Raw genomic sequence first — 19,824 nt, 5'->3', positions numbered from 1 at the left:
TATGAGTAACAGCCGAATCCACGAGGCGCTGACCAACCTGTTCGACAAGCAGCGCATCGTGTTCTGGTACGACACGCACCGTGAGTTCCGGGGCGAGTTCGAAACGCTGACACTGCCCGAGGTGGAAAAGATCGAACTGGCCAACAACGAGTTCGGCGTGAAGTACCGCGTGCTGCGTGAGCAGGCGCAGCAGAAGTTCCTGTTGTACCGGGAGGGGCCCGAGCCTGCCCATCTGGACAACTGGCTGCTGGACGTGCAGTTGGCGAGCGGCCGTACCTTCCAGACCGATCAAGTGGCCCTGTGGTTGGCGGAGTTGGGCCTGGGGCCGAACGATTATGTGCTGCTGGAGGAACACAAGGCTTTCTTCGAGTCCACCAGGCGGCGCGAAGCCCTGCTGAAGCTGTTGCAACGCGGCGATTCGCAGCCGCAGTTGCAGCGCAAGATGCTGGCCGTGTGCGCGGGCTGCGAGCCCCGCCTGGACGTTATCCTGGAAACCCTGCTGGCTGAGTTGGCGCAGGAGGGCGATGCACGCATCAAGCTGGTCGAACGTTCCAGCCTGAAGGGCTACCTCTGGGAGCAGATGAAGCGCGCCTATGGTTACGACTCGCAGCAGCCGGGCCTGCAGGATTTTGTCATCGAGCTGTTCAAGAACAGTTTCCTGACCGGGATTAATGCTTCCTACACCAGTACCTTGTCCGCCGAGTCGCTGGTGTTCCTGCGCCGCTGGAAAGACAGCCGCTCGCACAAAGCCAGTTTCGAGGCACTGTCTGAGCGATGCGCCGAGATCCTGCAAATCAACGAGAAACTGCAGGCGCTGGACTATCGCCAGTTGGCAGATCTGGATTACTTCGAGCTGATCGATCGCAAGATCCTCAGCGAGCTGGTGCATGCGGTGGTGGCGCGTACCATCACGGCCGCCGAAGTGGAGCAATGGGTGCGCCAGCGCCGGCAGAGCCATTGGTTCGAGAATTTCGAACAGGTGTATCTGGCACTGGAACACGCCGCCCAGTTCATGCATCTGCTGGACACGACGCCGCTGGAGATGAGCTCGCTGGATGACGGTGTGCGCAAGTACGCAGCCCACTGGTTTCGGCTGGATCAGCGCTATCGCAAGTTCATCTATCACTTGCGCGAATCTGGGCAGGCGTCGCTGCTTGGGCAATTGGCAACCAGCATCGAGAACCTGTACAGTACCAACTACCTGGCTCGCCTCAACAACCAGTGGCAGCAGCATGTGGACGCCGCGCAGCATTGGAAGGTGGAGTCAGCACCGCTGCAGCGTGACTTTGCCAAACGCTGTGTCCAGCCTTTTCTGGAGCGCAAGGCCAAGGTGTGCGTGCTGATTTCCGATGCCTTCCGTTACGAGGTGGGTGAAGAGCTGCAGAGTCTGATCCGGCAGGAAGACAAGTACGAGGCCAGCCTGGAGCCGATGCTGTCGATGTTGCCCAGCTACACGCAATTGGGCATGGCGGCGCTGCTGCCGAACACGCGCCTTGCACTGGCCGACGGCGACAGTGGTGACGCGCTGGTCGATGGCCAGAGCGCACAGGGTTCGGCCAACCGGCGCAGGATACTGGCCGCTGCGGCACCGGCCTCAACGGTAGCGCTGGCTAAGGACGTGCTGGCCATGGGCAAGGAAGATTCCCGCGCCTTGGTACGCGATCATGATGTCGTTTATGTCTATCACAACCTGATCGACAAGACCGGCGATACTCGGGATACCGAAGAGCGCGTGTTCGCCGCCGCGCAGGAGACGCTGGAAGAGCTGATCCGGGTGATCAAGAAGCTGTTCAACGCCAATGCCAGCAATCTGCTGCTGACGGCAGACCATGGCTTTATCTATCAGCATCACCCGCTGCAGGAAAGCGACTTCCTCAGCAGCGAACCAGAGGGTGAACAGATTCTCTATCGCGACCGGCGCTTCGTGCTGGGCAAGGGCCTGCGCGAAGGGGCAGGCTTCAAGACCTTCCAGCCCGCGCAACTGGGGCTGGACGGCAACCTGGAAGTGCAGATCCCGAAATCCGTCAACCGCTTGCGGCTCAAGGGTTCCGGTAGCCGGTTCGTGCATGGCGGAGCCACCTTGCAGGAGGTGGTGATCCCTCTGCTGCACATCAACAAGAAGCGCCAGAGCGACGTAGGCCGCGTGGAGGTGGATTTCATTGGCGATGGCGGTAAGACCATCACCACGGGGCAATTGGCCGCGGTGCTGTACCAGCGTGAAGCCATCACGGAGAAACGTCAGCCTCGGCATTTGCGAGCAGGTCTGTACACGCTCGCGGGTGAGTTGATCTCTGACCAGCATGAGCTGCGGTTCGATTTCACCTCGGACAACCCGCGCGAGCGCGAATTGCCGCTGCGCCTACTGCTCAGCCGCAAGGCCGACGAAGCGAACAATCAGCAGGTGGAGTTGCGGCTTGAGGAGCCCGTCGAGGGTACTTCGCATTACACCAAGTACAAGGCGGTGCGCTACACCATCCGCCGATCCTTTACCAGCGAATTCGATTTCTAGGCGAGACCGGCCATGACCCAGCTTGATGACAAGATCAACCAGCATTTCGCCGGCCTGGTGGTGCGCAAGGATTTGGTGAAAGCCGTCAAGGGCAACGCCATCGTGCCCACGTATGTGCTGGAGTACTTGCTGGGGCAGTACTGCGCGACCAATGACGAGGCCACCATCCAGACCGGCATTGATACGGTCCGGGAGATCCTGCGCAAGCACTATGTGCACCGCAACGAAGCGGGCTTGGTGCGCTCGACGATCAAGGAAAACGGTCGACACAAAGTGATCGACCGCATCAGTGTGTCGCTCAACGAAAAAGATGACGTCTATGAGGCCGAGTTCGCCAACCTGGGCATCAAAAAGGTATTGATCGACTCCGGCACGGTGAAATCGCATCAGAAATTGCTGGTGGGTGGCGTCTGGTGTATTGCCGATCTGGAATACGAATACACCGAAGACAAGTCAGCCTCGCCCTGGATACTGGCCTCGCTCAAGCCGATCCAGATCTCCCGTTTCGACCTGGACGGCTACCTGGAAGCCCGCCGACAGTTCAGCACCGACGAGTGGATCGACCTGCTGATCCAGAGCATCGGCTTCAACCCGCAGATGTTCGGCAAGCGCAACAAGCTGCTGCAACTGATTCGCCTGATTCCGTTCTGCGAACGCAACTACAACCTGATCGAACTGGGGCCCAAAGGCACGGGCAAGTCGCATGTGTACTCGGAATTTTCGCCGCACGGCATCTTGATCTCTGGCGGTGAAGTCACGGTTCCCAAGTTGTTCGTTCACAACGGCACCGGCAAGCTTGGGCTGGTGGGTTACTGGGACGTGGTGGCCTTCGACGAGTTCGCCGGCAAGCAAAAGCGCGTAGACAAGGCGCTGGTGGACATCATGAAGAACTACATGGCCAACAAGTCGTTTTCGCGTGGTGTGGAAACGCTCGGGGCCGAAGCGAGCATGGTGTTTGTTGGCAACACCGACCATACCGTGCCCTACATGCTCAAGCACAGTGACCTGTTCGATCCGTTGCCGGAGAAATTCCACGATTCCGCCTTCCTCGATCGTATCCACAGCTATATCCCGGGCTGGGAGGTAGACGTGATTCGTGCAGAGATGTTCTCTGCGGGCTATGGGTTCGTGGTCGACTATCTGGCCGAGATCCTGCGCTCGCTGCGCAGCCACGATTACTCGGACCGCTACAAAGCGCTATTCACGCTGGGTGACGATATCTCCACGCGAGACCGCGACGGCATCAACAAAACCTTCTCAGGGTTGATGAAGCTCTTGTTCCCTGACGGGCAGGCGAGCGATGCTGAGATCGAAGAGGTCTTGCGTTGTGCCATCGAAGGGCGAAAGCGGGTCAAGGACCAATTGCTGCGCATTGATGCGACCTATCCAGAAGTGCGTTTTGCCTATTCGGATGCGGCTGGGCAGCAACGCCTGGTGCATACGTTAGAGGAAGACGAGTACCCAAACCAGTATCACCGCCGTGTGGCGGTCGATGATTCGGCCGAGACAATAACCGGCGCACAGGACGCTTCAGCAGCGGTCGAGCCATCTCAAGGCGTGCCGGCAGTCGAGCAGCCACCTCACTCAAAGACCACTGACAACCCCCTGAAAGAGCAGCACCTGGTTTTTCAGGAGAACCAGCGTGGCGTGAGCTTTGACAGCTTGTTCGGCGCGTATCTGGCTGGAGCCAAGCGGATCGTCGTGACCGACCCTTACTTACGCATGTTCCACCAGCTTCGCAACCTGATGGAGCTGATGGAAACCGTCAGCAAACTTCATGGCCCCGAGGATGAAGTCGCTGTGCATGTCGTTACCGTCGAAGACGAATTCAACGGGGATCGCCAGACGGAAAATTTGCAGAAAATCGCGGATGCCTGTGCGACTGTCGGCATTCAGTTCACCTGGGCCTACGATACCAGCGGCACCAAACATGACCGGGACATCACCACGGACCATGGGTGGAAAATCGTTCTCAGCCGCGGCCTGGATGTATTCCAGCGCTTCGAACTCAATGATGCGTTCAACTTCGCCAACCGTTTACAGCAGCAGCGGCAATGCAAGGAATTCAACGTTACCTACGTTCGGTTATAGGGCCTCAGGTCGGACTCTCTCGGTTAGCCGTTTTCCCCTGCAAACCTTAGGAATCTGAAGTAGTTGTCAACCATTGGTTGACAACTGCCCCGACGGAAACGCTTCAAAACGCAAAGTAAAAGGCAAGGGAACGGCGTATAAGGGGCAACGGTCTTACCCAGAAAAGGAAAAGGCCCTCTCAAGCTGAAGCGGCACCGATCACTAGATTCCCCGATGGTGCCAGCCCATCGATGTAGTCCGACCACGCCTGCAACATCTCCCGCCGCTGCTCTGCGTATTCCGCCCGGTTGTAGACACCACGTACGCCGCCGATGGTGTGGTTCAGCGCCTTTTCCACCACATCCGAAGGCCAGCCCTGTTCGTGCAGCAATGTCGATGCGGTGCGTCGCAGATCGTGGATGGTGAAGGCCGGGATCTCCTGCCCCTGCAATGACACCTTCAGCGCCTGGTTCAGCGCGTTGTTGGCGAAGGGCTTGGCCAGGGTGCCACGGCCGGGCAATACCCAGACGCTGCTGGTGGCCAGCGGCTTGAGTTCCTTGAACAGCGTCTGCGCCTGCGTGGACAGGTAGACGATGTGCGGCTTGCCGGTTTTGGAGTTTTCCATCGGGATGTGCCATTCGCCTTCGTCCAGATGCACGTCCTTCCACTGCGCCAGCATCAGCTCGGACTTGCGCACCAGGGTCATCAGGATCAACTGGAAGGCGATCTTGAACTGGCGGCGGATGTTGGAGGTCTGCATCGCGCGCAGGAACTGCCGAATTTCGTCTGGCGTCAACGCACGTTCGCGGGCAGCGGCGCGGTAGACATGCCGCATCGGCAGGGCCATGACCGGGTTGGCTTGGAGCAGGCCGCAGGTCAGCGCGTAGTCAAGCATACGCTTGAGCAGACCGCGCACTTGGCCAGCGGCGGCGTCAAAACCTTGTTCCTTCTTGCGCCAGATGACGCTGCGCACGTCCTCGGCGGTGATGTCTCTGACCGGCTTGCTGCCGATGTGCGGCAGGATGTCTTTTTCCAGGTAGCGGCGGGGCATAGTTACGTCCTTGCGGTCGCGTGACTGGATGTCTTTGAAGAAGCGCTCGGCGAAGTCGGCCACGGTGGCGTCTTCTGCTCCGGCCACTTTTTCCTGCTGTTTCCTTTTTGCCGGCGACTGACCCATCGCCACTTGGTGAGCAGCCTCATCCCGCTTCAGGCGGGCGTTCTTCAGGGTAAGGGCCGGGTACTTACCGAGTGTGAGCTTTTCCCGTTTGCCATCCAGCCGATAGCGATAACGCCAGACGATGCTGCCACTCGGCAGCACTTCTACGTACAGCCCGCGATCATCGCTGACGATGTACGAGGCATCCTTTGGTTTGAGCGCCTTGAGTGCGGTATCTGTGAGAGACATGGGCCCTCCTTTGGGTCCATGAATGTCAATAGTCAGGCTATTCGGTGAATTTGGACCCATATATGGACCCGAATAGCGATGGCTTTGACTGTATCACCGAATCGCTCAGTAGACAAAAATCCCTTTATTTATAAGGATTAAAGCCACATCGGCAGACATCAGTGGATGCCCTTGGACCATATCTCACTTCCCAATACAAAAACTAGAAAAAATCTCCCCCAGCAAATCATCGCTGGTGAATTTCCCCGTGATGCTGGACAGGCTGTCATGCGCCAGCCGCAGTTCTTCCGCGAACAGGTCCAGCACCCGGTCGTCCTGGCTGGCGTGCGCCGCGGCCAGTTCCAGGTGTTCGGCCGCATCCTGCAGCGCATGAAGATGACGCTCGCGCGCGAGCCACGGGGATTCCGCCCCGGGGTTCCAGCCCGCGATCTGCAGGAGTTCCGCGCGCAACTGGTCCAGGCCGGCGCCGCGCTTGGCGGAGATGCCCAGTTCGCCGGGGCCGGCGGCAAAGGGCTCGGGCAGCAGGTCCACCTTGTTGAATACCTTCAGTACGGGCGTGCGTGCCGGCAGGCGCGCCGTGATCTGGGCGTCGAGCTCGTCGCCCGGCTGGGTGGCATCCTGCAAATGGAGGATGACGTCGGCGCGCTCGATTTCCTGCCAGGTGCGGGCGATGCCGATGCTCTCGACGGTGTCTTCGGTTTCACGCAGGCCGGCCGTGTCGACAATATGCAGGGGAACGCCGTCGATATGGATTTCCTGCACCACTTTGTCGCGCGTCGTGCCGGCGATGGGCGTGACGATGGCGATGTCGTCGCCCGCCAGGGCGTTGAGCAGGCTGGACTTGCCGACGTTGGGTTGGCCCGCCAGCACGACGTGCAGCCCCTCGCGCAGGATGACGCCCTGGCGTGCCTGGGCGATGAGCGCGGACAGGTCTGCCGCCAGCGCATCGAGGGTGGGACGCGCCTGATACTTTTCCAGGAAGTCGATTTCTTCTTCGGGAAAATCCAACGTCGCTTCGACCAGCATGCGCAGATGAATGATGCGATCCGACAGGTCGTTCACGCGTGCCGAGAATTCGCCCGACAGTGAGGCCATGGCGCCGCGCGCGGCCGCCACGGACGAGGCTTCGATCAGGTCGGCCACCGCTTCGGCCTGCGCCAGGTCCATGCGGTCGTTCAGGAAAGCGCGGCGCGTGAATTCGCCGGGCTCGGCCAATCGCAGGCCCTGTTCGCGGCCGGCGGCAAGGCAACTGTCCAGCACGCGGCGCAGCACAGCGGGACCGCCGTGGCCCTGCAGTTCCAGCACGTCTTCGCCGGTGTAGGAATGCGGCGCGCGAAAGTAGATGGCGATGCCTTCGTCGAGCAGTTCGCCTTCCACGGTTTTGAAGGGCAGATAGTGCGCGTGGCGCGGCGTGAGGTCGCGCTGGAACAGGCGACGCACCAATCCGGACAGGTCCGCACCAGAAATGCGCACGACGCCGATGCCGCCTCTTCCGGGAGCGGTGGCGATGGCGGCGATGGGGGCGTAGGCGGACATATCTGAAGGGATGGCGGTGCTAGGACAATAGGGGAATATAACTGTTGCGCGGCGCGTTGTTTGCTGGTTACTGTGGCCCCGAGGTTCAAAACCCGAAACAACTCTGGGAGATCACGATGGCATCTCGGTTTTCGCGTGTGTTGGCCTGCGGCGCAGCCGCGGTAGCGTTGGCCTTTGGCACTTTCAGTTCGGCCATGGCGCGCGATCTGGTGATCGGCTTGAAGACCGAGCCCTCATCGATGGATCCGCAGTATCACGCCCTGACGCCCAACACGCAGATTTCCCAGACCATCTTCGACACGCTGGTCGCCACGGATGCGCAGCTCAAGCCGCAGCCGTCGCTGGCGGAGTCCTGGACCGTGGACGGCAACGTATGGACCTTCAAGCTGCGGCCGAACGTCAAGTTCTCGGACGGCACGCCGTTCACCGCCGAAGACGTGGTGTTCACCTATGACCGCGTGCCGAAGGTGCCCAACAGCCCGTCGCCATTCACGCTCTACCTGGGCGCCGTCGCCAAGACCGAGGCGGTCGATCCGATGACCGTGCGCATCACCACCAAGAGCGTCGCGCCCAATCTGCTCGTCAACCTGGCGCAGTTGCCCATCATGTCCAAGAAAGCGGCGTCCGGACCCGCCGCCGAAGGCAAGACGACGACCGAACTCAACAGCGGCGACGGTCTCATCGGCACCGGCCCCTACAAGTTCGTGTCCTGGAAGCGCGGCGCCGAATTCGTGCTGGCGCGCAACGACAACTATTGGGGCAAGAAGCCCGTATGGGACCGCGTGGTCTATCGCCCCATCAGCAATGCGGCCGCGCGCGTGGCCGCGCTGCTCGCGGGCGACGTGGACATGATCGAGGATCCCCCCACCGACGACCTGCCCAAGCTCAAGTCCGACAAGAAGCTCTTTGTCGAGGAAACGCCGTCCGTCCGCGTGGTCTACGTGGCGCTGGACCAGTACGCGGAGCCTTCGCCCGGCGTGCAGGGCACCGACAAGAATCCGATGAAGGACAAGCGCGTGCGCGAGGCCCTGTCGCTGGCGATCAATCGCGATGCGCTGGTCGAGCGCGTGATGGGCGGCGTCGCGTTGCCCGCGGGCAACCTGCTGCCCTACCCCATGTTCGGGTCCAGCAAGGAACATTCGAAGGCGCCCAAGGCTGACGTCGAAAAGGCCAAGGCACTGCTCAAGGAAGCCGGTTACCCCAACGGGTTCTCGATCACGCTGGGCTCGCCTTCCGGCCGTTATGTGAATGATTCGAAGGTGGCGCAGGCCATCGCTTCGATGTGGACGCGCATCGGCGTGAAGACCAGCGTGGACGCGATGGCGCCCCCGGTGTTCTTCAAGAACCGCGACAGTTACGCGTTCTCGGCGTATCTGGCGGGCTGGTCGGTGACCAGCGGCGAAATGTCCAATGCGCTGACGTCGTTGCTGATGACCCGCAATCCCGAAGCCGGCCAGGGCACCACCAACCGCAGCCGCTATTCCAATCCCAAGATGGACGAACTGGTGAAGCAGGCCTCGTCCACGATGGACGACGCCAAGCGCGCCGAGCTGCTGGCGACGGCCAGCAATATCGCCATGGACGACTTTGCGATGCTGCCGGTGCATTTCGAACTGTCGGTGTGGGCCATGAAGAACGACATCCGTTACCAGGGCCGTCCGGACCAGGTCACGCTGGCGCAGAACGCAACGCTGAAAAAGTAAGCGCGCAGCGGGCGATATCTCGTGCTTGCAACTATCGTCAGAAGGCTGCTGCAGACCATCGTCGTCATGCTCGTCATGTCGGCGCTGGTCTTTGCCGGCATCTACATGGTGGGCGATCCGGTCTCGATGCTGGCCAGCCCGGAAGCCACCGAGGCGCAGCGCGCCGCGATCAGCGCGTCGCTGGGGCTGGACCAGCCCTTGTGGCGGCAATACCTGATCTTCATGAGCCAGGCGGTGCGCGGCGATTTTGGCAACAGCTTCCTGACCGGCGAGCCGGCCATGCACCTCATCCTGGAGCGCATGCCGGCCACGGTGGAGCTGGCCTGCGTGGCGATGCTGCTGTCGGTGCTGATCGGCGTGCCGCTGGGCATCCTGGCGGGCCTCAAGCCCGCGGCGGTGGGGTCGCGCGCGATCATGACCGGTTCCGTACTGGGGTTCTCGCTGCCTAATTTCTGGGTCGGCCTGATGCTCATCATGGTGTTTGCGGTCATGCTGGGCTGGGTGCCGGCGGGGGGGCGCGGCGACACCGTCAGCATCGGTTCGCTGCAGCTGAGCGTGCTGACGTTCGACGGCTGGCTGAGCTTGGCCCTGCCTGCCGCCACCATCGCCTTCGCCAAGTGCGCGATGATCATCCGGGTGACGCGCGCGGCCACGCGCGAAGCCCTGCCCATGGACTACATCAAGTTCGCGCGGGCCAAGGGCCTGTCCGAAAAAAGGGTGCTGGGCGTGCACCTGCTCAAGAACATCCTGATTCCGGTGGTGACGGTGGCGGGCCTGGAATTCGGCCAGGTGATGGCGTTCGCCGTCGTGACGGAAACCGTGTTTTCGTGGCCGGGCATGGGCAAGCTGCTGATCGATTCCATCATCAACCTGGATCGCCCGGTGGTGGTGGCGTACCTGCTGCTGATTGTTTTTTTCCTGGTCATGTTGAATCTGGTGGTGGACATCATCTACACGGTGCTGGACCCCCGCGTACGCCTGGATAGCCGCCGATGAATACGCCCGCCGCCGTCGCCCCGACGCCCTCCCCGACCCCCACCAAGGAGCAATCGCCCTGGCGGCGGTTCGTCGCGGATTTCTTTGCCAGCAAACTGGCCACGCTGGGCCTGGTGATGCTGGTCGTGATCGTGGGGGCGGCGGTGCTGGCGCCCTGGATCGCGCCGCAGAATCCCTATGACCTGGCCAGCCTGGACATCATGGATTCGAAGCTCAAGCCGGGCAGCGAAAGCGGCGACGGTTCGATGCGCTACTTACTGGGAACCGACGGGCAGGCGCGCGACCTCTTTTCCGCGATTCTCTACGGCATGCGCACCAGCCTCATGGTGGCGACCGTGTCGGTGCTGGCGGCCTTCGGCATCGGCGCCACCGTCGGGCTGATCGCCGCGTATTTCGGCGGGCGAATCGACGCCCTGCTGATGCGGGTTGTGGATATCCAGTTGTCGTTCCCGGCGATCCTGGTGGCGCTGATGCTGCTGGCCATCCTGGGCAAGGGTGTGGATAAGGTGATCATCGCGCTCATCGTCGTGCAGTGGGCCTATTTCGCGCGCGCGGCGCGGGGCGCCGCGCTGGTCGAGCGCGGCAAGGAATATGTCGAGGCGGCACGCTGCATGTCGCTGTCGTGGTCGCGCGTGCTGTTTCGCCATGTGCTGCCCAACTGCATGCCGCCGCTCATCGTGATCGCCACCATCGACCTGGCGCACGCGATCGCGCTGGAAGCGACCCTGTCGTTTCTGGGCGTCGGCGTGCCGGTGACCGAGCCGTCCTTGGGCATGCTGATCTATAACGGCTTCGAGTATCTGTTGTCCGGCCAGTACTGGATTTCGTTCTTTCCCGGCATCGCGCTGGCGCTGGCGATCGTGGCCATCAACCTGGTGGGCGATCACCTGCGCGATGTGCTCAATCCGCGGCACGCGAACTGAGGACGAGCGATGCAGGCACAGATGGCACAACACCCGCAGACCGCTGCCCGGCCTATCCTAGAAGTGCATGGGCTGAAGACGCATTTCTTCACGCGCAACGGCGTGGTGAAGGCCGTCGATGGCGTGGACCTGACGCTGGCCGAAGGCGAAATCCTGGGCCTGGTGGGCGAGTCCGGGTCGGGCAAAAGCATCACGGGCTTTTCATTGATGGGCTTGCTGGACGAGCCGGGGCGCATTGTCGAGGGCCAGTTGCTGCTCAATGGCGAGGACCTGCGCGCGGCGTCGCCCGCGCGCTGGCGCCAGTTGCGGGGGCAGGAGATCGCGATGATCTTCCAGGACCCGATGATGACGCTCAATCCCGTGCTGCGCGTGGATACCCAGATGATCGAAGCGGTGCAGGCGCATGGCAAGGCAACGCGCGAACAGGCGCGCCAGCGCGCGCTGCAGACGCTGGCCATGGTGGGGATTCCGTCGCCCGAGGAGCGCCTGCGGACCTATCCGCATCAGTTGTCGGGCGGCATGCGCCAGCGTGTGGCGATCGCCATCGCGCTGCTGAATTCGCCGCGTCTCATCGTGGCCGATGAGCCCACGACCGCGCTGGACGTCACGATACAGGGCCAGATCCTGTTCGAGGTGCAAAAGCTCTGCCGCGAGACCGGCACTGGCCTGATCTGGATCACGCACGACCTGGCGGTCGTCGCGGGCCTGGCTGACCGCGTGTCGGTGATGTACGCGGGACGCATCGTGGAGACGGGAAGCACCGAGGCCGTCATCAGCCATCCGATGCATCCCTATACGCACGGGCTGATCGCTTCCATTCCCACGCCGCAGTCCCGCGGCAAGCCGCTCGTGCCGATTCCGGGCATGACGCCGTCGCTGCTGAACCTGCCGCAAGGCTGTGCATTTCGCGGACGCTGTCCGCGCGCGACGGACGCCTGTCTGGTCGAGCCGCAGCCGGTGGAAGTCCGCCCGGCGCAATGGGTGCGCTGCTGGCATGCAGGACCGGACACGATATGAACGTCGCACAGCGCAACGCCACTCCCATCCTCGACTTGCGCGAGGTCGAACTTCGCTTCGTACAGCCGGTGGATCTGGCGGGCCGCATCGCGAACCTGCTGGGCGCGGGCCTGAAGACGCAGGTCGTGCATGCCGTGGCCGGCGTGGACCTGGCGGTCAGGCCCGGCGAAGTGATCGGCATCGTCGGCGAGTCGGGCTGTGGAAAATCCACGCTGGGCCGCGTCGTGTCGGGCATCCTGCCGCCCACCTCGGGGGAGGTGCACTACCAGGGCGCGCCCGTGCACGCCATGAAGGGCCCCGCGCGACGCGCCTACGAACTGGGCGTGCAGATGATCTTTCAGGATCCGTATGCGTCGCTGAACCCGCGCATGCGTGTGCGCGACATCATCGGTGAAGCGCCCGCGGCGCACGGTCTGATCCGTTCACGCGACAAGACCGAGTACGTGGCCGGCCTGATGCGCCAGGTCGGGCTGGATCCGAGTTTTGCACAGCGTTATCCGCATCAATTCTCGGGGGGCCAACGCCAGCGCATCGGCATTGCGCGGGCCCTGGCGCTCAGGCCCTCGGTGATCGTCTGCGACGAGGCCGTGGCGGCGCTGGACGTGTCGATCCAGGCGCAGGTGCTGAACCTGTTTGAGCGCCTGCGCGCAGACCTGGACCTGACCTATCTGTTCATCAGCCATAACCTGAGCGTGGTGAGCCACATTTCGGATCGCGTGGCGATCATGTATCTGGGGCGCATCGTGGAGCTGGCCGACACCGACACGGTATTCACGCGCGCCAATCATCCCTACACCCAGGCGCTGCTCAAGGAGCTGCCCACGCTGGTCCCGGGACGCCGCACGTACCAGCCCATCAAGGGCGAGCTGCCCTCGCCGCTGGATCCGCCCACGGGGTGCGCGTTTCACCCCAGATGTCCCCACGCGATGCCGCGCTGCAAGACGGAACGCCCGCTGCTGCGGGAGGTCGCGCCAGACCAGTACAGCGCCTGCCATCTGAACGATGCCGCCTGACCTGCGCCGAAAAAGGGCTGGACGCGGCACGCCGGGCGGCGCGAGAATTCCCGCAGCAGCAAGCCGTTTGCGCGTGCGCCATCCCTCAACCCACACCGCTTATCCACAGCCATGAAAACCATTGCCGAAATCGAACGCGTGCACGGGGACCTGACCGCCCTGCGACGCGATATCCATGCGCATCCGGAACTGGCGTTCCAGGAGACGCGCACGTCCAACCTGGTGGCCGAGCGCCTGCGCAGTTGGGGACTGGAAGTCCACACGGGGCTGGGGAAAACCGGTGTGGTGGGTATTTTGCGCGCCGGCAGCGGCGGCAAGACCATCGGCCTGCGTGCGGACATGGATGCGCTGCCCATGCCGGAGCACAATCGGTTTGCCCACAAGTCCACCATCAGCGGCCGCATGCACGGCTGCGGCCACGATGGGCATACGACGATGTTGCTGGGCGCGGCGCAGTACCTGTCCACGCATCGCAATTTCGACGGCACGATCGTGTTCATCTTCCAGCCCGCTGAAGAAGGCGGCAACGCCGGCGCGCGCGCCATGATGCAGGACGGACTGTTCGATAAATTTCCGTGCGATGCCGTGTTCGGCATCCACAACATGCCTGGCATGCCGGTCAACCAGTTCGGGTTCCGGTCCGGTCCGACCATGGCCTCGAGCAATCGCTGGGACATCGTGATCAAGGGCGTCGGCGGCCACGCGGCGCAGCCGCATGCGTCGGTGGACCCGATCATCGTCGCCGCGGACATGGTGCACGCGCTGCAGACGGTTATTTCGCGCAGCAAGAATCCGCTGGAGCAGGCGGTGCTGTCCATCACGCAGATCCACGCGGGCGACGCCTACAACGTGATACCTGGCGAAGCCGTGCTGCGCGGCACGGTGCGCACCTATTCGGTCGAGACGCTGGACAAGATCGAGGCCGACATGCGGCGCATCGCCACCACCTTGCCGCAGGTGTATGGCGGTACGGGCGAGCTGGATTTCGTGCGCGCGTATCCGCCGCTGGTGAACTGGGAAAAAGAAACGGCCTTCGCGGCCAAGGTGGCCGAAGACACGTTCGGCGCCGAGAACGTGCTGCGCGACATGCCGCCCTTCATGGGCGCCGAGGACTTTTCGTTCTTCCTGGAAGCCATTCCGGGCGCGTACCTGTTCCTGGGCAACGGCGACGGGGACCATCGCATGGAGACCTATCACGGCATGGGTCCGTGCCAGCTCCACAATCCCAACTACGACTTCAACGATGCGCTGCTGCCGGTGGGGGCGACGTACTGGGTGAAGCTGGTGGAAGCGTTCATGCCGGCCCGGTAAGGACCGATACGCTATTTGCTTATATGCGGTTCAACCTGAAGCCGCGGGCGCGTCCCGCGGCTTTTTGCCATATGACGTGAAGCTCTGATCAAACACCCATAACTTCGTTTGAGATACCGGACGCGCTTTCCATAATCGACTATCCCTGCGATGCCGCACGGCGAATTGGAGCGATCGATGTCCCAGAGCAATGCCTCGCGGCGCGCAACGTACGCCGCCCCACGAATCCAGGCGGTGGCGCACCCGCAGCGCGAGACCGGCCCCGGCGCATTGATCGAATTGCCTGCTGGCCCATCGCGCCCCGTCCACTTATCCACAAGGAGCGCCATGCGTTTGTCCTCCACGCGACGGGATCGGCTGGTCCAGACCGCGACGGGCGCCGGCCTGGCGCTGATACTTGCTGTGCTTGCACTGGCCTCACCCACTCCTGCCATGGCGGACGGGCACGTTCCCATCGCGCAGCAGCCCGGCATCGTCGATGGCTTTGACGGCGCCGCCGCGTCGCGCGGCGGTTGAAACGCCTGTGCGCCGCCAGCCCTGTGGATAACGGCGATAGCGCCCCGTTTTGGCGGGCTGTGGATAAGGTGCTGATCGCATCCAAGGCCGGTGAATGACGGGAATTCGCGGCCCATCAGGGCTGTGTTGACGTTCGCAATGCCGAGCGCGGCGGCCCGCCTGTGGAAAACCGGGGATTCGATACGCGGGAACGGCTGAGGGTCCGGCGCTGTGGATAAAAAAGGGGAGGCATCCATGCCTCCCCTTGTTCATGCCTGCCTGCCGACGATTACAGCTTCAGGCCCAGCGCCTTGGCGACGCCTTCGGCATAAGCCGGATCGGCTTTGCGGAAGTGTTCCAGCTGACGGCGCTGGATCGCTTCGGGCACGCCGGCCATGTGGCGGCCGATGTTGCCGAACAGCTGCTCCTGCTGGGCCGGCGTCATCAGTCGGAACAGGTCGCCCGGTTGCGAGTAGTAGTCATCGTCGACGCGATGGTTCCAGCGCGCGGCGGCCTGGCCGTCCAGCGCGAGCGGCGGTTCGGCCGCCGAGGGCGTTTCCTTCCACTCGCCCGCGCTGTTGGGCTCGTAGTTGATCGTGGCGCCGGCATTGCCGTCCACCCGGCCCGCCCCATCGCGATGGAAACTGTGGAACGGGCATTTGGGCGCGTTCACGGGAATCTGGTGGTGGTTGATGCCCAGGCGATAGCGATGCGTGTCGCCGTAGGAAAAGAGGCGGCCCTGCAGCATCTTGTCGGGAGAAAAGCCGATGCCGGGCACCACGTTCGCCGGCGTGAAGGCTGCCTGCTCGACCTCCGCGAAGTAGTTCTCGGGATTGCGGTTCAGCTCCAGCACGCCGACCTCGATCAGCGGATAGTCGCCATGGGGCCATACCTTGGTCAGGTCGAACGGGTTGATGTGGTAGGTGGCGGCTTCGGCCTCGGGCATGATCTGCACCTTCAGCGTCCACTTCGGGAAGTTGCCCTGCTCGATATTGTCGAACAGGTCGCGCTGCGAGCTTTCGCGGTCGTGCGCCACCACCTGCGCGGCTTCCTCGTCCGTCAGACAGGCGATGCCCTGCTGCGACTTGAAGTGGAATTTCACGTAGAAGCGTTCGTTGCTGGCGTTGATGAAGCTGAACGTGTGCGACCCGAACCCGTGCTGCTGGCGCAGGTTGGCGGGGATGCCGCGATCGCTCATCAGCGTGGTGACCTGATGCAGCGATTCCGGGTTGAGGGACCAGAAATCCCACGCCGCGGTGGCGTTGCGCAGATTGGTCTTGGGATCGCGCTTCTGGGTGTGGATGAAGTCGGGGAACTTCAGCGGGTCGCGGATGAAGAAGACGGGCGTGTTGTTGCCCACCAGATCCCAGTTCCCTTCCTCGGTGTAGAACTTGATGGCAAAGCCGCGCACGTCGCGTTCGGCGTCCGCCGCGCCGCGCTCGCCGGCCACGGTCGAAAAGCGCAGGAAGAGCGGCGTCTGTTTGCCGACCTGGGAAAACAGGTTGGCGCGGGTGTAGCGGGTGATGTCGTGCGTGACGGTAAAGGTGCCATAGGCGCCGGAGCCCTTGGCATGGACGACGCGTTCGGGGATGCGTTCGCGGTCGAAATGGGCAAGCTTTTCAATCAGCCAGAAGTCTTCCAGCAACGCGGGGCCACGGGGACCCGCGGTCAGCGTGTTGTTGTTGTCTGGCACCGGCGCGCCCGAGGCGGTGGTCAGAGGCTTCTTGTCGGTCATGGCTCACTCCCTAAGTCAATCTGGATGGCGCGGGCCGCTGGAGGGCCACGCGGCGTTGCAGCAAAAGCCGGGCGACAGGGCCGCCAGACGGCAAACTCGAACCCATCATAGGGGGCCAGGGCGACTGTGGGAAGTTGATTGATCTTGGTTTAGCGATTGATAATTTCTATGGGATGTGGGCCCAGGTATGAAAAATGCTGAGTCGCCCCTTCGCCTTGTTTGTTGCGCAGGCAAAAAAAACCGGCCCTGAGGCCGGTTTTTTCGGTGCGAGACGCGGCGCGATCAGCGATTGGCCGCGGCTTGCGCCTTGCGTTCGATGGCGCGGGTGATGGACCACTGCTGTGCGATCGACAGGATGTTGTTGACGCACCAGTACAGCACCAGGCCGGCCGGGAAGAAGAACATCATCCCGCCGAACACCAGCGGCATGATCATCATGACCTTGGCCTGGATGGGATCCGGCGGCGTCGGGTTCAGTTTGATCTGCAGGAACATGGTCGCCATCATGATGGCGGGCAGGATGAAGAACGGATCGCGGACCGACAGGTCATGGACCCACAGGATCCAGGGCGCGCCGCGCATTTCGACGCTGGCCAGCAGCACCCAGTACAGCGAGATGAACACCGGGATCTGCACCACCATGGGCAGGCAGCCGCCCAGCGGATTGATCTTCTCGGTGCGGTACATCTCCATCATGGCCGCGTTGAGCTTCTGCTTGTCGTCGCCGTACTTTTCCTTCAGGGCCTGCAGGCGCGGAGCGACCTGCTTCATGCGGGCCATGGAGCGGTAGCTGGCGGCGGCCAGGGGGTAGAACACGGCCTTGATCAGCACGGTCAGCGCCACGATCGTCCAACCCCAGTTGCCCAGGATGGAATGCAGCCAGGTCATCAGGGTGAACAGCGGCTTGGCGATGATGGTCAGCCAGCCGTAGTCGACCACCAGCTCCAGGCCGGGGGCGAGTGCCGCCATGGCCTTCTGGTCCTGCGGGCCGACCCACAGGTGGGAATCGACGCGCGCGGCGGAGCCCGGAGCGATCTCGCCGACGGCTTCGATGCTGCGGCCGGCGTACAGGTTCTTCTGCACTTCGAGCAGTTCGTTGGTGCGCGGCTTGCCTTGCGGGGGCACCCAGGCCGTGGCGAAGTAGTGCTGGACCACGGCGATCCAGCCGTTGTCCGCCTGCTTGACGTAGGTGGCCTTGTGCTTTTCGATGTCGCTGAACGTGCTCTTCTGGAACTTGTCCTGTTCCGAGTAGACGGCAAAGCCGGTGAACGTGTGATAGAAGCTCGACGTGTCGGCCGGGTCGTTGCCGTCGCGTTCGATCTGCAGGTACAGCGACGGCGACACCGGGGCGGCGCCGACGTTGGTCAGGTCATGGCGAACGTCGATGTCATAGCGGCCGCGGTGCAGGGTGAAGGTCTTGGTGACCTTGACGCCGCCCGATTCGCCTTCGAACGTGACGACCAGGTTGTCGCCGGTCAGTTCGCGTTCTTGCGACACCAGGCGGAACGGCGTCTGGTGCGTCGGGAAGCTCTGGCCGCTGGGCGCGCCGACCACGCCGGTCTGCACCACGTAGTTCAGGCCGGCCGAGCGGTCCAGCAGGACCGTGGGTTTGTCGGGCTGGCCGGTGGCGGGATACTTCAGCAGCTCGGCGCGCACGAGCTGCGCGCCCATCGTGTCGAAGGTCAGGCGCAGCACGTCGGTCGTGATGACGACTTCCTCGGAGCGCGCGGGCACGGGCGTCGCGGCGCCTGGCACCGTGGAGGCCGGGGCAGCGGCGGCAGACGGGGCGCTGGGCACCGAGGGCGTCGCGTTGTTGTTTGCGCCAGCCGGCGTTTCGCTCGTGCTGGCCGTGGGCGTGGGCGCCCCGAACAGCGACGGCTTGCCGTTATGGATTTGCCAGTTGTTCCAAAGGAGCAACAGCGAAAAGGAAAAAATCATCCAGAGGACGGTTCGTCGGATATCCATGGTGCCTACTGAAGTGAATACGGGCCAGCAAAGCCCGCCAGTTTAGCGTCAATCGTGCTCGATGCGGTGGCTGTGGGAGCAGCACCGGGCGTCATTGGTTCCCTTGGCCGGCGGAACCGGATCCCACCCGCCGGGCGACCACGGATGACAGCGGCCGATACGCCGGACCCCCATCCAGAAGCCGCGCCATGCACCGTGGCGCTCGATCGCTTCGATCGCGTACGCCGAGCAGGTCGGAGTAAAGCGGCACTGCCGGCCGATCCAGGGACTCAGGAAAAACCTGTAGAACCGGATCGGGGCAATGAGGAGCGTCTTGATCATCGCGCGATCCGCTCAAAGTGAGCGTCCACTTCGGCTCTGGCCGCGCGTTTCAGCGCGGTGAGCGTGGCGGGAGCGACCTTGCTATGCAGGCGCACGACGTAATCTCTTGCCGGCAGCGCCAGGCGCCGATGGCGGAAAGCTTCGCGTATGACCCGCTTCAAGGCGTTGCGCGTACTGGCATGGGCGGCGAACCGCTTGGCGATCACCAGTCCGAGGCGGGCACAGGCATCCTGGCCGACAGGCAGATCATTGGGAGCCGAGCTCACAATGAAGAATGCCCCTCGGGCCAGACGCCGGCCTTTGAGGGCGGCGGCAAACTCGGAGGGGCGATGCAGCCGCGCCTCCGGCGGAAGCGTGGAGCGCGGCATGGACTGCGGGTCAGGCGGTTGCCCGGAACCGGAACAGGATTGCGAGAGGTCTTGCAATATGGCCGGTCCGTGCAGGGGTCAGGTTTCCGGAAAACCGGAAAACAGGCCTTAGACGGCCAGACGCTTGCGGCCCTTGGCGCGACGGGCGCTCAGGATGGCGCGGCCAGCGCGGGTTTTCATGCGCACGCGAAAGCCATGGGTGCGCTTGCGGCGGGTAACGGAAGGTTGGTAGGTACGTTTCATGGACGATCCACAAAAAGAACAAAGTCAGAAGGGACCTGCCCGGAGGGTTCCAGGTCGCACCAAGCAGAAGCGGGTATCTGGCAAGCATTTTTGCAACGGGTTTTGCAACCAGTGCGAAAACAACTTGTAGACGGGGCTCTGTACCGGAGATTTCTCACCGGGCGACCTATTCAGCAAAGCTAAAAACCGGACAGATTGCTCGTGTAGGAGCGGG

Annotated in this window: 16 protein-coding genes; 9 read left to right on the top strand and 7 right to left on the bottom strand. The window is 62.9% G+C overall.

Features of this window, described 5'->3' with window-relative positions; genetic code table 11:
• Position 1: 1 nt before the first annotated feature.
• Together pglZ and brxL are read left to right on the top strand one after the other, a co-directional pair.
• The gene (gene pglZ / locus BXA00_RS09405) at positions 2 to 2,509 is read left to right on the top strand and encodes a BREX-1 system phosphatase PglZ type A (protein ID WP_076518279.1); all 2,508 of its coding nucleotides are present in this window, start codon (positions 2 to 4) and stop codon (positions 2,507 to 2,509) included.
• Between the two features lie 12 nt (positions 2,510 to 2,521).
• Positions 2,522 to 4,600 carry a BREX system Lon protease-like protein BrxL gene (gene brxL / locus BXA00_RS09400; protein ID WP_076518277.1) on the top strand — a complete coding sequence of 693 codons (2,079 nt, stop codon included), beginning with the start codon at positions 2,522 to 2,524 and terminating at the stop codon, positions 4,598 to 4,600.
• A gap of 178 nt (positions 4,601 to 4,778) precedes the next feature.
• Here brxL and BXA00_RS09395 read toward each other — a convergent pair whose 3' ends face one another.
• Together BXA00_RS09395 and mnmE are read right to left on the bottom strand one after the other, a co-directional pair.
• Positions 4,779 to 5,984 carry an integrase arm-type DNA-binding domain-containing protein gene (locus BXA00_RS09395; protein WP_076518275.1) on the bottom strand — a complete coding sequence of 402 codons (1,206 nt, stop codon included), beginning with the start codon at positions 5,982 to 5,984 and terminating at the stop codon, positions 4,779 to 4,781.
• 183 nt (positions 5,985 to 6,167) lie between these two features.
• Complete coding sequence (mnmE, locus tag BXA00_RS09390; protein ID WP_076518274.1) at positions 6,168 to 7,520, bottom strand: tRNA uridine-5-carboxymethylaminomethyl(34) synthesis GTPase MnmE; 1,353 nt, start codon at positions 7,518 to 7,520, stop codon at positions 6,168 to 6,170.
• A 116-nt stretch (positions 7,521 to 7,636) separates the two neighbouring features.
• Between mnmE and BXA00_RS09385 the strand changes: the two genes are divergently transcribed.
• From BXA00_RS09385 to BXA00_RS28815, 7 genes are all read left to right on the top strand, one after another.
• Complete coding sequence (locus tag BXA00_RS09385; protein ID WP_076518272.1) at positions 7,637 to 9,223, top strand: ABC transporter substrate-binding protein; 1,587 nt, start codon at positions 7,637 to 7,639, stop codon at positions 9,221 to 9,223.
• 21 nt (positions 9,224 to 9,244) lie between these two features.
• A complete protein-coding gene (locus tag BXA00_RS09380; RefSeq protein ID WP_076518271.1) occupies positions 9,245 to 10,219 on the top strand; it encodes an ABC transporter permease in 975 nt (324 codons plus the stop codon).
• The gene (locus BXA00_RS09375; protein ID WP_076518269.1) at positions 10,216 to 11,142 is read left to right on the top strand and encodes an ABC transporter permease; all 927 of its coding nucleotides are present in this window, start codon (positions 10,216 to 10,218) and stop codon (positions 11,140 to 11,142) included. The genes BXA00_RS09380 and BXA00_RS09375 overlap by 4 nt, the downstream gene beginning before the upstream one ends.
• A gap of 21 nt (positions 11,143 to 11,163) precedes the next feature.
• Complete coding sequence (locus tag BXA00_RS09370; RefSeq protein WP_369825602.1) at positions 11,164 to 12,159, top strand: ABC transporter ATP-binding protein; 996 nt, start codon at positions 11,164 to 11,166, stop codon at positions 12,157 to 12,159.
• Positions 12,156 to 13,172 (top strand): ABC transporter ATP-binding protein, encoded by a 1,017-nt coding sequence (locus BXA00_RS09365; RefSeq protein WP_083714226.1) that lies wholly within the window; start codon positions 12,156 to 12,158, stop codon positions 13,170 to 13,172. The genes BXA00_RS09370 and BXA00_RS09365 overlap by 4 nt, the downstream gene beginning before the upstream one ends.
• A 111-nt stretch (positions 13,173 to 13,283) precedes the next feature.
• Entirely contained in the window at positions 13,284 to 14,483 is a 1,200-nt protein-coding gene (locus tag BXA00_RS09360) for a M20 aminoacylase family protein (RefSeq protein ID WP_076518265.1), read from the top strand.
• 327 nt (positions 14,484 to 14,810) lie between these two features.
• Complete coding sequence (locus BXA00_RS28815) at positions 14,811 to 14,999, top strand: hypothetical protein (RefSeq protein WP_231952238.1); 189 nt, start codon at positions 14,811 to 14,813, stop codon at positions 14,997 to 14,999.
• Positions 15,000 to 15,267: 268 nt separating this feature from the next.
• Here the strand turns inward: BXA00_RS28815 and BXA00_RS09350 are convergent, their stop codons facing one another.
• From BXA00_RS09350 to rpmH, 5 genes are all read right to left on the bottom strand, one after another.
• Complete coding sequence (locus BXA00_RS09350) at positions 15,268 to 16,713, bottom strand: catalase (protein ID WP_076518261.1); 1,446 nt, start codon at positions 16,711 to 16,713, stop codon at positions 15,268 to 15,270.
• A 282-nt stretch (positions 16,714 to 16,995) separates the two neighbouring features.
• Complete coding sequence (gene yidC, locus BXA00_RS09345) at positions 16,996 to 18,678, bottom strand: membrane protein insertase YidC (RefSeq protein ID WP_076518259.1); 1,683 nt, start codon at positions 18,676 to 18,678, stop codon at positions 16,996 to 16,998.
• 48 nt (positions 18,679 to 18,726) lie between these two features.
• Complete coding sequence (yidD, locus tag BXA00_RS09340) at positions 18,727 to 18,999, bottom strand: membrane protein insertion efficiency factor YidD (RefSeq protein WP_076518257.1); 273 nt, start codon at positions 18,997 to 18,999, stop codon at positions 18,727 to 18,729.
• Complete coding sequence (locus tag BXA00_RS09335) at positions 18,996 to 19,367, bottom strand: ribonuclease P protein component (protein ID WP_076518254.1); 372 nt, start codon at positions 19,365 to 19,367, stop codon at positions 18,996 to 18,998. Before BXA00_RS09335 ends, yidD begins: the two co-directional genes overlap by 4 nt.
• Before the next feature lie 108 nt (positions 19,368 to 19,475).
• The gene (gene rpmH / locus BXA00_RS09330) at positions 19,476 to 19,610 is read right to left on the bottom strand and encodes a 50S ribosomal protein L34 (protein WP_006228069.1); all 135 of its coding nucleotides are present in this window, start codon (positions 19,608 to 19,610) and stop codon (positions 19,476 to 19,478) included.
• Between the last annotated feature and the right edge of the window lie 214 nt (positions 19,611 to 19,824).

Origin of the sequence: Achromobacter sp. MFA1 R4, assembly GCF_900156745.1 — a bacterium.
Lineage (GTDB): Bacteria > Pseudomonadota > Gammaproteobacteria > Burkholderiales > Burkholderiaceae_B > Achromobacter.
This window is presented reverse-complemented; position numbering and strand designations above follow the sequence as displayed.